The organism is Nocardioides sp. J54, assembly GCF_000519005.1.
Classification (GTDB): Bacteria; Actinomycetota; Actinomycetes; order Propionibacteriales; family Nocardioidaceae; genus Nocardioides.
In genome coordinates this window covers 38,888-49,707 of record NZ_JAER01000032.1, presented here as the reverse complement: position 1 = coordinate 49,707, position 10,820 = coordinate 38,888, and the positions used below count along the sequence as shown (strand labels likewise).

Genomic DNA, 10,820 nt, shown 5'->3' with positions numbered 1-10,820 from the left:
AGACGCAGGAGGCCGGCGGTCCCCCACGGGGCCGCCGGCCTCTGCTGCTCGCGGGCTGTGCGCGGTGTCGTCAGGACGACGCGAGGCTGCTGTCGAGGTCCTCGAACGCGGTCTTCATCTGGCGCAGCGAGGTCGCCATCGCCGGGATCGCCTCGAGGGCGGACTCCAGGCCGTCGCTGACCTCCTCGTAGGAGTCGAGGAACGAGACGGAGGCGGCGTTGGTGCTGAAGCTGCTCTCGGTCAGCTCCTGGACGAGGCTGCGCAGCTCGGACAGGAGGCTGTTGATGTCCTCCTTGCCGGTGTCCAGCTTGTCGGCGGCGGCGTCGATGTCGTCGTAAGTGAGTTCCTGGTCGGCCATGACGTGCTCCTTCGTGGTGAGGTTCCCGAGGCGTCGGCCGTCGGGTGGACAGGAGTCGTCTTCCGTCCCGCGTCCGCTTTCAAACCCCGGCCTCGCGATGCGTAGGCACGCGGGCGCCCGCACCACCCCAACGGGGGAGGGATCTCCTCACTACGGCAGATGTGTGGCGCCGGTCACGCGGGGTTGACTCCTCGCCATGGCAGCGAACCAGCAGACCCGAACGCGACGCATGGCGCGTCTCGCGGCGCTGGGGCCCCTCACCCTGGTCTCGGCGGCGTGGACGCTCAGCGTGGCCGGCGCCGGGGCCCTCCCCGCACCGACCGTCACGGCGGGCTCCGCCGGCCCGGCCGAGGCCGCTGAGCCGGCCGTCGAGGTGCCGGCGGACAGCGTCGAGGCACCGGCGAGCCCCCGGGGCAGCGCCACGCCCGGGCCGCGGACTGCCTCCGGCGGCGGACGAGTGGCGGTCGTCGCGGCGCGGAGCGGCACTTCGGTCCCGGCCCCGGCGATGGCGGCCTACCAGCGGGCGGCCGCGATCATGCGCGGCGCCGACGAGGACTGCGGCCTCGAGTGGCCGCTGCTCGCGGCGATCGGCTCCGTCGAGTCGGGGCACGGCACCGCCGGGGGCAGTGCCCTCGACGACGACGGCGTCGCGACCCCGCCGATCATCGGCATCCGGCTCGATGGCCGCCGCGGCACGGCGCAGATCTCTGACACCGACGGTGGCCGGTACGACGGCGACCGGGCCTGGGACCGCGCCGTCGGTCCGATGCAGTTCATCCCCACCACCTGGGGCATCGTCGGCGTGGACGCCGACAACGACGGGCAGCGCAACCCGCAGGACGTCGATGACGCAGCGCTGGCGGCCGCCGTCTACCTCTGCTCCGGCGACGCCGACCTCCGTCAGCCGGGGAGCGCCCGACGCGCCGTGCTGCGCTACAACCAGTCGTCGGCGTACGCGGACCAGGTCCTGGCCCTGGCCCGCTCGTACGCCGCCGGAAGTTCCGTCCCGCTGGCGGCCGGCATCGCCGTGCGCCCCACCGGGACGGTTCCCGCGGCGGGGAGCACGACCAGCCGCGACGGCCGCGGCGGCACGGATCGGGGGATACGTGCCGCCGCGCAGCCGGCGCGGGGCGGGCCCGGTTCCGCGAAGGGGAGCGACGGGTCTGGAGGTGCGCCCGCGTCGTCCACGCCGAGGACCGGGAAGCCGTCCGGTGGAGATGGGGACCGCGCGAAGCCCGCACCGAAACCCACACCGAAGCCTGCGCCGAAGCCCGCGGCGAAGGACGTGCTCGCACCCCTCGCCGAGACCCTCGACTGCACAGTGAGGAACCTCGACAAGCTCCTCCAGCCCGACGGCCTCGCCGCGTGCCTGGCGAAGCTGGGGGGTCGCTGAGGAGCAACCCGGCCCGCATTGCGGCGTGGCAGGCAGCGCGGGACTGTGGCCAGCAGCGACTTCCCGGGTTAGCGTGGCTGGGAAGCGTCCTCCAGACGACGGCGCGGGGGAGGTGGTTGCGCGTGCTGCTGTTCGAGAGCACCGAGCTCGGCGAGACCGAGGAATTCCTGAACGAGCACTACGCCCCGATGCGGATCGGGAGCACCGGGCCGACCCGCGCGAGGATCGCACGCGGCGCGTCCGACGGCGTGACCGTCGACCGCGTCGAGCTCGACTTCGTCATGTCGTACGACGTCGAGCCGCTCGGCCGGATCGGGCTCTGCGACGTGCGCACCGGCAAGGTCGAGGACCACGGGCCTGACGGGTCGGTGCACGAGTCCTTCGGACCGGGCGAGATGTTCTCCCTGGCCCCGCCGGACCGGTCCTACGGCGGCACGATCAACCGGTCGCACTACTCGGTGACGATGGTCGACCTCGCCCTGCTGAGCGAGGTCGCGGCCCCGACGGGCCGGGCCGAGTCCATCCAGCTCCTCGACCACCGACCCGTCGACGCCGCGGCCGCGCAGCGGCTGCGGGACGCGATCGACCACCTCGACCGGGCCGTGTTGAGCGACCCCGCCGCGGCAGCCAACCCCCTCGTCCTCGGCACGGCGAGCCGTTACGTCGCCGCCCAGCTGCTCGGTGCCTTCGCCACGACCGCCGACCCCGGGGGCGCATCGGACAGCCGGGACGCCCACCCGGCTGCGCTGCGGCGGGCGATGGCGTTCATCGACGAGAACGCCCACCTCGACCTCTCGCCGGCGGAGGTCGCCACCGCGGCGCACGTCAGCATCCGCGCGCTGCAGCTCGCCTTCCGACGCCACCTCGACACCACGCCGACGGCCTACCTGCGCGAGGTCCGCCTCGCCCGGGCCCGCCGTGACCTCCGCGCCGCGGAGGCGGGCGGCACCACCGTCGCCGAGATCGCGGCCCGGTGGGGCTTCTCCCACCAGGGACACTTCGGGCGGGCCTACCGGCAGCTGTTCGACGAGACGCCGGGCACCACGCTGCGCTCCTGATCCCGCCAGAAGGGCCGGGCGGTTCAGCGAGGCTTCGCAAACGGGACTGCAAGTCGGCGCTGCCCGGATACCGCGCGGGGCGATGCGTTCCTACGCTGGACGGAGTGCTGCTTGATCCCGGCCGACCCGGCCGTCCTCCGCTGCACCACCGACAGAGAGCGTGCAGCCATGACGACCGACTTCTCCTCGCGACCGCAGGAGCGGCCGCCCACCCCGCTCGAGCTGGCGGCGCTGGCCGCCCGGAACCGGAACGGCGGTGCCCGCATGTCGTCCGAGGCCCGTGAGGTCAAGCAGCTGGAGTGCCTGGTCTGCGAGGAGTGCACGCCCCACGAGATCGGTCCCGCGACGTACGGGCGCGACGGCGAGCTGCTGGTCCAGTGGTGGACCTGCCAGGCCTGCCGGGAGGGCCGCACCGTCGGCTGAGCGACCGACACCACCCCACGGCCGTCGTGTGTGATCGACGGCGAGGGGTACCTCGGGGGCCCACCACACCCCCTGAGGAGTGATCCCCGTGAACGACGCTGTGTTGAAGGGCTACCTGCAGCACCACTGGGTCGGCTCCACCGCCGGCGTGGCCGGCTTCCGGCGCGTCGGACGGTCGCACGGTGACCCCGCTGCGGCTGCCGAGATCCGCACCCTGTCCGACGAGGTCTTCGCCGACCGCGAGGCGCTGCGCGGCATCATGCGCAGCGTCGGCCTGCGCCCGAGCCTGCCCGGCACCGTGGTCGCGCGGGTCGGTGAGGTGCTGGGCCGGCTCAAGCCGAACGGCACCCTCTTCCGCCGCAGCCCGCTCACCGACGTGATCGAGCTGGAGACCCTGCGCCTGGCCGTGACCGGCAAGAAGGCCGGCTTCGAGGTGCTGCGCGCGGCCGCCGACTCCGACCCCCGCCTCGACCCCTACGCGCTGGACCGGCTGCTCGAGCGCGCCGACGAGCACGTCCGGGCCCTCGAGCGGCTGCACGTCACCGTCTCGCGCGAGCGCATCGTCTCCAGCAAGCCCGTCTCGTGAAGGTCGTCGTCACCGGCGCGACCGGCAACCTCGGGTCCGCCTGCCTCCGTGCGCTCGGCGCCGACGGGCAGCACGAGGTCGTCGGCGTGGCCCGGCGCGGTCCGCGGGTGCCGCAGGGCACGGAGGCGACGGCCGTCACCTGGCACCCGGCCGACGTCAGCGCGGACGACCTCGACGCGGTCGTCGCAGGCGCGGACGCGGTGGTCCACCTCGCCTGGAAGTTCCAGCCGACGCACCGGCCCGACGAGACCTGGGAGACCAACGTCGTGGGCACCCGTCGCCTCCTCGAGGCGGTACGACGCCAGGGCGTGCCCGCGTTCGTGACCGCCTCGTCGGTCGCGGCGTACTCCCCGGTCGACCACGACGAGCCGGTGGACGAGGGCTGGACGACCGACGGGGCGTCCGTCGCGGCGTACTGCCGCGAGAAGGCCTACAACGAGCGGATCCTCGACGCCTTCGAGGCCTCGACGTCAGGGACGTCCGGCACGCGGGTGGTTCGCCTGCGCCCGGCCTTCGTCTTCCAGCGCTCGGCGGCCAGCGAGCAGCGGCGCATCTTCGGCGGCGCCCTGCTGCGGCCGAAGATGCTGGACCGCCGCTTCCTGCCGGTGCTGCCGGTGCCGGCCGGGTTGCGGATGCAGGCCGTGCACGCCGGCGACGTCGCCCAGGCGGTCGTCGCCGCGGTCGAGCGCCCGGTAACCGGCGCCTTCAACCTCGCGGCCGACGACGTGCTGCGCCGCCGCGAGCTGGGCGAGGTCGTGGGTGCCCGCACCGTCGAGGTGCCCGCTGGCCTGGTCCACGGCGTCGTCGAGGCCGGGTGGTGGACCCGGCTGGTGCCGGTGCCCGGGTCCCTGCTGTCCGCGCTGCTGTCGGTGCCGCTGCTGCGCACCGAGCGCGCCCGCGACGAGCTCGGCTGGGTCCCCCGGCACAGCGCGGCGGCCGCGGTCAGCGAGCTGCTCGAGGGCGCGGCGATGGAGGCCGGGTCAGGGATGCCCCCACTGCACCCCTGACCCTTCCTCGAGTCCCGATCTGACCGGGACCGCGAGCCCCCCAGCCCTGCGGTCCCGGCCAGCCGTCACGCTCCCGTCGTGGCGGTCAGGTGGCGTCCTGGCGACGCGGTGCGAGCACCGGGTGGCCGGACTGGCGCTGCAGCATGCGGGAGGCCCGCTGGATGCGCAGCAACATGGCGGCGGACGGGGTGACCGATCCGCGCACGTAGGTGGACAGGCGCGAGGGCGAGGTGCCGATGCGCGAGGCGAACTCGCGCTGCGAGGCGCCGCTGACGGCGACGAGGTGCCGGATCTCGCGGGCGACCTGGTCGCGCTCGCGCTCGCGGCACCACTCCTGGCACTGCTCGACCGACCCGGCGACGGCCGCGAGGGCCGAGGGACGGTCGGAGGACTGCGCCAGCGCGAGCAGCTGGTCGGCGTACGGGCCCCAGGGGCTGGCCGCGACCGCGCTCAGCTGGGCGCGCCAGTCGGTGATCGAGCCGTGGTCGAGCAGGCGGTGCAGCTGGGCGACGGTGACGATCGGGGTGGCGGCGACGCCCTCCGGGTCGAGGTCCTCGAAGACGAGGTTCTGGGCGATCACCGCGCAGGTGGTGGCGACGTCGACGTCGACCTCCGTGGCCGGGTGGTTGCCCAGCTGGTTCTCGAGGTCCCAGCGCAGCAGGCGACGCACGGCGATCGTGGTCCACGGCAGCGCGGGGTCGTCCTCGAGCGCGATCGCGGCGCGCTGCTGCAGCCGGGCGAGGCGGGACTGGCCGACCTGCGCCTCGAGCTCGGCGGTCGCCGCGTAGTCCGCGGGCTCGTCGAAGACGATGATCGACACGAGGTTGGCGAGCACGGCGCAGCGCGCGGTCGAGCGCGGGTCGGCCTGGTTCTGCTCCAGGATCCGGACGAAGCGATCCCACAGCGCGGCGTGCTCGGCGGGGACCCGGTCGGCGCGGTCGAGCGTCGCGAAGAGGATGCGCCGCAGCGTCGTACCGGCCTGGACCGGCACCGGGTGGGAGGCGAAGAGGGAGCGCAGCTCCGGCGCAGGCGTCGGTGCCGGGCGGGTGCGGGTGGCGACGGAGCTCATGTGACGTCCTCGTCCTCGGGTGGTGCGGCCGCCGGAGCAGCCCTTGCACCCACCCAGACGGGACCCGGCACGGAACATCACGCGGTTTTCGCGATTTGCCCGAACTTTTTTCCGGAGCCACCGTTGGACCCGTAGCGGCCTACGATCGTGGGGTCGTCCCGCGCCTGTGGGGGCGGGGCAGGAGGAGGGAACATGAGCGCCGACGGGGCCGCCGAGCAGGGCCGGGACACCGTGCCCGTCGCCGGCGCGCCGCTGCCCGGCGGTCTCGACTTCGACCAGCTCTACCGCGAGCACGTCGACGACGCCCGCAAGCTCGCCACCATCCTCGTCGGTGCGGAGCAGGCCGAGGAGCTCGTCGCGGAGTCCTTCGCGCGGGTGCTCGCCCAGCTGCGGGCCGGTCGCGGTCCGCGTGACAATTTCCGCGCCTACCTCCACGTCACGATCCGCAACGGCTTCCGCGACTCGCTGCGCACCCCGCGCGAGGCGCCCGTCTCCGACCAGCCGTGGCTGCTCGACGACGCCCAGCCCTCGGCCGATGAGCTCGTCGAGGACCTGGCGGACGACACCGCCGCGCACGCCTTCGCCACGTTGCCCGAGTCGTGGCAGAAGGTGCTCTGGTACGTCGAGGTGGAGGGTCGCAAGCCCGGCGAGGTCGCCGACCTGCTCGGCATGCGCGCCGGGGCGGTGTCGTCGCTGGCGCACCGGGCCCGGGAGGGCCTGCGCCGCGCCTACCTCGACCAGCACGTCGTCGGCCAGCACGTCGTCGGCCAGGCCGCGGCGTCGGACTGCGCCTGGACCCGGGCCCGGCTCAGCCAGTACGTCCGCAGCGACCTCAGCGCCCGCGCCGAGGAGAAGGTCGCCGCGCACGTCGGGAGCTGCGAGGAGTGCCTCGCGGCCTACCTCCAGGTCGAGCGGGTCAACCGCAAGCTCGCCGCCTGGATCTTCCCGGCGGTCCTCGCCGGCGCCCTGCCCGCCTCGGGCAAGGGCCTGGCCTGGCTGCTCGGCGCCGCCGGGCTCGCCGGCGCCGGCGGGTCGGGCGGCAATAGCGCCGGCAGCTCGTCGTCGAGCGCGACGAGCACCACCGTGGTGGCCGCCGCCGCAGCGGTGGCCGCGGGCATCGCCGGCGTCACCTGGGCGGTCACTGCCAGCGACACCGACCCGGCCCCGTCCCGGGCCGGGGCCAGCAACGCCGCGCCGTCGGTGGCGGGTACGACGGCCGCGGCCGACCCGGCCCCGGCCAGCGACCCGGTCACCGACCCCGCGCCCGAGCCCGACCCGGTCGTGGTCTCCCCGTCCCCGGTGACGCCGGCGCTCGACCCGGGGCCGGGTCCCGCGCCGTCGCCCACCCCGTCGCCGGCGCCCTCACCGACGCCGAGCCCGTCGCCCAGCCCGTCGCCCAGTCCCTCGCCGCGCCCCGACCCGCCGGTCGTGGTGGTCGCGCAGGCACCGACCGCGACCGCGATCACCGCGTGTGGCACGTGGGGCAGCCTCACCCTCCCGACGACCCGCGGGGTCCGCTACGAGCGCACGGCCGGCGACGGACGCTCGGGTCGGTGGGAGGTGCGGGCCACGGCACGCGACGGCTACGCGCTGCGAGCCGGGAGTCGTCGTACCTTCAGCGGAGACCTGGGCGACCACCGCTCCTGCGTCACCCTCGCGTCGTTCGGCGTCTCGTCGCACGCGCTGGCGAACTTCAACCACTGGGACCTCGTCGTCGGCGTGGGTGCGGACGACGCGGACGCGGCCGACGACGTCACCGCGACCTTCGCCTTCGACCAGCCCGTCCGGCTCAGCCACGTCGAGGCCTTCGCGGGCGACGGGTGGTTCTGCCGCACCTCGAGCGGGACCGCGGTCAGCCCGCGGGCCAACCCCGGCCTCGTCCTCGGCCCCGGCGGCCAGGGCGCGCTGGTCTGCTCCTACGGCGAGTCCGGCACCCCGACCCAGCTGCGCGTCCACGCCGCCGCCTTCGACGGCCTCGACCAGCTCTACCAGCCCTCCGGCACCTTCACCCTCGCCAGCAGCGACGGCGTCGTCGCCACCCGCCCCTTCTGACCCGGGCCAGGGCGGTAGTCCCTGACGAAAAGCACCGCGACACGCCGTACGACGGTGCTTTTCGTCAGGGACTATCCCGCCGGAACGGGCCCGGAGATCGTCAGACAAGGGCGGTAGTCCCGGGTCAAAGGCACCGGGACACGCCGGTCGAGGGTGCTCTTGACCCGGGACTACCGCAGCTCGTCCACAGGGTCAGGAGCGGCGGCTGCGCCAGCCGCGCTTGCGCACGGGGGGCTCGTCGGCGGGGTCGGGGGTGGGGGAGGCCGCCGTGGGGGAGGAGCCGTCGGGGCGGTACGGCGTGATGGGGGCGTCGGCCGGGATGCCGGGCGGGGGCGAGACGAAGCCGGGGGTCGAGCCGTTGCCGTAGCCGGCGAAGCCGCCGTCCTCGGCCGGATCCGCCGCGTGGCTCGCCGTGGTCGGGCCGGTGCCGACGGCCTCCTCAGCCGGCGGCGCCTCGGCCGACGGGGCCGACGAGGCTGCCGGTGCCGCCGGGGCGGGGTCGGCGGCCGGCGGGTCGAAGAAGGACACGCGCTGGGGCTCGGGGGTCTCGACGGTCGGCTCGGGACTCGGGGCCGGCGCCGGGTCCGGCTGTGCCTCCACGACGGGCGGGAGCCCGGCGCGGGCCGGCTCGGGCGCGACGTGGGTGCGGAAGGACGGCGCGGCGTCGTACGCCGGACCGCGCAGGCCCTCGGTGATCGCCTCGACGCCGTGCAGGACGCGGGTCCGGATCTCGTCCATCCGCGCTGCGTGGCGGTTGGCCTCGGCGAACAGCTCCTCCTGGGCGGTACGACGGATCCGCTCCAGCTCGCCGTTGATCCGCTCGCGCTCGGCGGCGGCCTCGGCGCGCAGGCGCTGCGCCTCGCGGACGTCGTCCTCGCTGGCGCGCACGATCTCGGCCGCCTCGGCGCGGGCCTGCTCGAGGATCGCGGCGGCCTCGGCCTCGGCGGCGGTCTTGCGCTGCTCGAGGTCGCGCAGCGCCTCGCCCTGCAGCGCCTCGGAGGCCCGCATCGCCTCCTCGATGATCCGCGACGCCTGGCTGGTGGCCTCACGCCGCTCGTGCAGCGCGGCGGCCGCGGACTCCTCGGCCTCGCGGCGCAGCGCGATCAGGTCCTGGAAGGTCTGCGCCGACGGCAGCGTGGTGCTGTCCGGGACGGTCGGCTCGTCCGCCACCGGTCGCTCGTACGACGGCGCGCCGGTCGCGTCGTCCTCGGACTGCGCGGTCGACGGGGCGGAGGAGCCCGCGCCGTTCACGGCCGTCGACAGCGGCCACGACTCGCGCAGCGAGCGCGACTCCACCGTGGGGGCGGTGTCGGCCGGTTCCTCGGCGGGGTCGCCCGGGGCAGCGGTCCCCACCGGGGCGGCCGGGTCGGCCAGGTCGGCGGGGTCGAGCGGGTCCGTGAGCGGCTCGCGCGGCCGCGGGTCGGTCAGGGGCGACCCGCGCTCGGCTCCCGGGCCGCTGGTGGCGGTCTCGTCGGTCGGCGGGCGGAGGTCGTCGTCGGCCATGTCCATCGGTTCCCCTCAGCTGCGGCGCCCCGTCCCGGGCTGGGACGGTCCACGCGTCGCCGCTCGGGGGCCCACGATAGAAGGCGAGCCCCGCGCTGACCATGCCCCGGTCAGACCAGCTGGTCGAGCGCGATCTCCAGCGCCGTCGCGGCGACCAGGGTCGGGTGCGCCGAGCGCTCGTGGCACTTCTCCAGCGCGGTGCGGATGGTGCGGGACACGTCGCCGAGGATCAGCTCGTCGGAGACCTCGCCGATGCCCTCCATCAGCAGCGTGAAGGTCCGGGCCATGCCGCAGTTGGCGATGAAGTCGGGGATCACCGCGACGTGCTGGTCGGCGAACTCGTAGGTCGGGCCGTAGAAGATCTCCGGGTCCGCGAAGGGCACGTTGGCGCCGGCCGAGATCAGCTCGAGCCCGCCGGAGACCAGCCGCTTCACGTGCTCGGCCGTGACCAGCCGCGACGCCGCGCAGGGCAGGAAGATCTCCGCACCCATGTCCCAGATCCGGTCGTCGAGCTCCTCGAAGGGCACCAGGCCCTCGGCCCGCAGGGTGTTGCCCGCCTTGCCGAGGAAGAGCGCGTGCACCTCGTCGCGGGTGAAGCCGTCGGGGTTCATCAGCCCCCCGTTGCGGTCGATGATGCCGACGACGCGGGCGCCGGCCTGGGCGAGGTAGTAGGCCGCTGCGGAGCCGACGTTGCCCCAGCCCTGCACGATGACGCGCTTGCCCTCGAGCGACTGGCCGGCCGCGGCGCCGTACGTCGCGTAGTAGTGCACGACGGACTCGGCGACGCCCCAGCCGGTGACCAGGTCGGCGATCGTGTACTTCGCGTCGCGGTTCGGCGTGTAGCGCGGGTCCTCGACGACCTTGGAGACGCCGAGCCGCAGCATGCCGACGCGCTGCACCAGCTCGCGCTCGTCGGCGGCGAAGTGGCCGTTGACGATGCCCTCCTGCGGATGCCACAGGCCGTGGCGCTCGGTCAGCGGGATGACGTCGTGCAGCTCGTCGACGTTGAGGTCGCCGCCGGTGCCGTAGTAGGTCTTGAGCAGCGGGGTGACCGCCTTGAACCAGCGCGCCAGCACGCCCTCGCGGCGCGGGTCGGTCGGGTCGAAGTCGATGCCCGACTTGGCGCCGCCGATCGCGGGTCCGGAGACGGTGAACTTCACCTCCATGGTCTTGGCCAGCGACTCGACCTCGTTGCGGTCCAGCCCGGCGCGCATCCGGGTGCCGCCGCCGGCCGCGCCGCCGCGCAGCGAGTTGATGACCGCCCAGCCCTTGGCCTCGGTCTCGGGGTCGTGCCACTCGAAGACGATCTCCGGCGGTCGGGCCTCGAAGCGCTCGAGCAGGTTCTTCATGTCGGGTCCTCGCCTGGTGGAA

Annotated in this window: 10 protein-coding genes; 6 read left to right on the top strand and 4 right to left on the bottom strand. The window is 74.7% G+C overall.

Annotation, left to right across the window (positions count from 1 at the left end):
- Positions 1 to 70: 70 nt before the first annotated feature.
- A complete protein-coding gene (locus tag NOCJ54_RS26640; RefSeq protein ID WP_036517415.1) occupies positions 71 to 358 on the bottom strand; it encodes a WXG100 family type VII secretion target in 288 nt (95 codons plus the stop codon).
- A 196-nt stretch (positions 359 to 554) separates the two neighbouring features.
- On the opposite strand from NOCJ54_RS26640, the gene NOCJ54_RS26635 reads away from it, so the two are divergent.
- The 5 genes from NOCJ54_RS26635 to NOCJ54_RS0117555 all read left to right on the top strand — a co-directional run bounded on the left by NOCJ54_RS26635 (position 555) and on the right by NOCJ54_RS0117555 (position 4,825).
- Positions 555 to 1,751: a lytic murein transglycosylase gene (locus NOCJ54_RS26635; protein WP_157514947.1), complete on the top strand. Its 1,197-nt coding sequence runs from the start codon at positions 555 to 557 to the stop codon at positions 1,749 to 1,751.
- 122 nt (positions 1,752 to 1,873) lie between these two features.
- Positions 1,874 to 2,809 (top strand): helix-turn-helix domain-containing protein, encoded by a 936-nt coding sequence (locus NOCJ54_RS0117570; RefSeq protein WP_198020256.1) that lies wholly within the window; start codon positions 1,874 to 1,876, stop codon positions 2,807 to 2,809.
- Positions 2,810 to 2,977: 168 nt separating this feature from the next.
- Positions 2,978 to 3,232, top strand: a complete 255-nt coding sequence (locus tag NOCJ54_RS0117565) for a hypothetical protein (protein ID WP_145723883.1) — start codon at positions 2,978 to 2,980, stop codon at positions 3,230 to 3,232.
- An 88-nt stretch (positions 3,233 to 3,320) separates the two neighbouring features.
- The gene (locus NOCJ54_RS26630) at positions 3,321 to 3,818 is read left to right on the top strand and encodes a hypothetical protein (RefSeq protein WP_051486004.1); all 498 of its coding nucleotides are present in this window, start codon (positions 3,321 to 3,323) and stop codon (positions 3,816 to 3,818) included.
- Complete coding sequence (locus NOCJ54_RS0117555) at positions 3,815 to 4,825, top strand: NAD-dependent epimerase/dehydratase family protein (RefSeq protein ID WP_028656537.1); 1,011 nt, start codon at positions 3,815 to 3,817, stop codon at positions 4,823 to 4,825. The genes NOCJ54_RS26630 and NOCJ54_RS0117555 overlap by 4 nt, the downstream gene beginning before the upstream one ends.
- A gap of 85 nt (positions 4,826 to 4,910) precedes the next feature.
- On the opposite strand, the gene NOCJ54_RS28485 is transcribed toward NOCJ54_RS0117555, so the two are convergent.
- A complete protein-coding gene (locus NOCJ54_RS28485; protein ID WP_051486003.1) occupies positions 4,911 to 5,894 on the bottom strand; it encodes a helix-turn-helix domain-containing protein in 984 nt (327 codons plus the stop codon).
- 192 nt (positions 5,895 to 6,086) lie between these two features.
- Here NOCJ54_RS28485 and NOCJ54_RS30560 point away from each other — a divergent pair, with 192 nt between their 5' ends.
- Entirely contained in the window at positions 6,087 to 7,946 is a 1,860-nt protein-coding gene (locus NOCJ54_RS30560; RefSeq protein WP_028656536.1) for a sigma-70 family RNA polymerase sigma factor, read from the top strand.
- A 192-nt stretch (positions 7,947 to 8,138) separates the two neighbouring features.
- Here the strand turns inward: NOCJ54_RS30560 and NOCJ54_RS26620 are convergent, their stop codons facing one another.
- Together NOCJ54_RS26620 and NOCJ54_RS0117535 are read right to left on the bottom strand one after the other, a co-directional pair.
- The gene (locus NOCJ54_RS26620) at positions 8,139 to 9,455 is read right to left on the bottom strand and encodes an ATP synthase F0 subunit B (RefSeq protein WP_036518466.1); all 1,317 of its coding nucleotides are present in this window, start codon (positions 9,453 to 9,455) and stop codon (positions 8,139 to 8,141) included.
- A 104-nt stretch (positions 9,456 to 9,559) separates the two neighbouring features.
- Complete coding sequence (locus NOCJ54_RS0117535; protein WP_028656535.1) at positions 9,560 to 10,798, bottom strand: Glu/Leu/Phe/Val dehydrogenase dimerization domain-containing protein; 1,239 nt, start codon at positions 10,796 to 10,798, stop codon at positions 9,560 to 9,562.
- Positions 10,799 to 10,820 lie beyond the last annotated feature (22 nt).

Excerpts from the sequence above, each read along its gene's own strand:
- NOCJ54_RS26640 (WP_036517415.1), bottom strand. The coding sequence starts at position 358 with ATGGCCGACCAGGAACTCACTTACGACGACATCGACGCCGCCGCCGAC.
- NOCJ54_RS26635 (WP_157514947.1), top strand. The coding sequence starts at position 555 with ATGGCAGCGAACCAGCAGACCCGAACGCGACGCATGGCGCGTCTCGCG.
- NOCJ54_RS0117565 (WP_145723883.1), top strand. The coding sequence starts at position 2,978 with ATGACGACCGACTTCTCCTCGCGACCGCAGGAGCGGCCGCCCACCCCG.
- NOCJ54_RS28485 (WP_051486003.1), bottom strand. The coding sequence starts at position 5,894 with ATGAGCTCCGTCGCCACCCGCACCCGCCCGGCACCGACGCCTGCGCCG.
- NOCJ54_RS30560 (WP_028656536.1), top strand. The coding sequence starts at position 6,087 with ATGAGCGCCGACGGGGCCGCCGAGCAGGGCCGGGACACCGTGCCCGTC.
- NOCJ54_RS26620 (WP_036518466.1), bottom strand. The coding sequence starts at position 9,455 with ATGGACATGGCCGACGACGACCTCCGCCCGCCGACCGACGAGACCGCC.
- NOCJ54_RS0117535 (WP_028656535.1), bottom strand. The coding sequence starts at position 10,798 with ATGAAGAACCTGCTCGAGCGCTTCGAGGCCCGACCGCCGGAGATCGTC.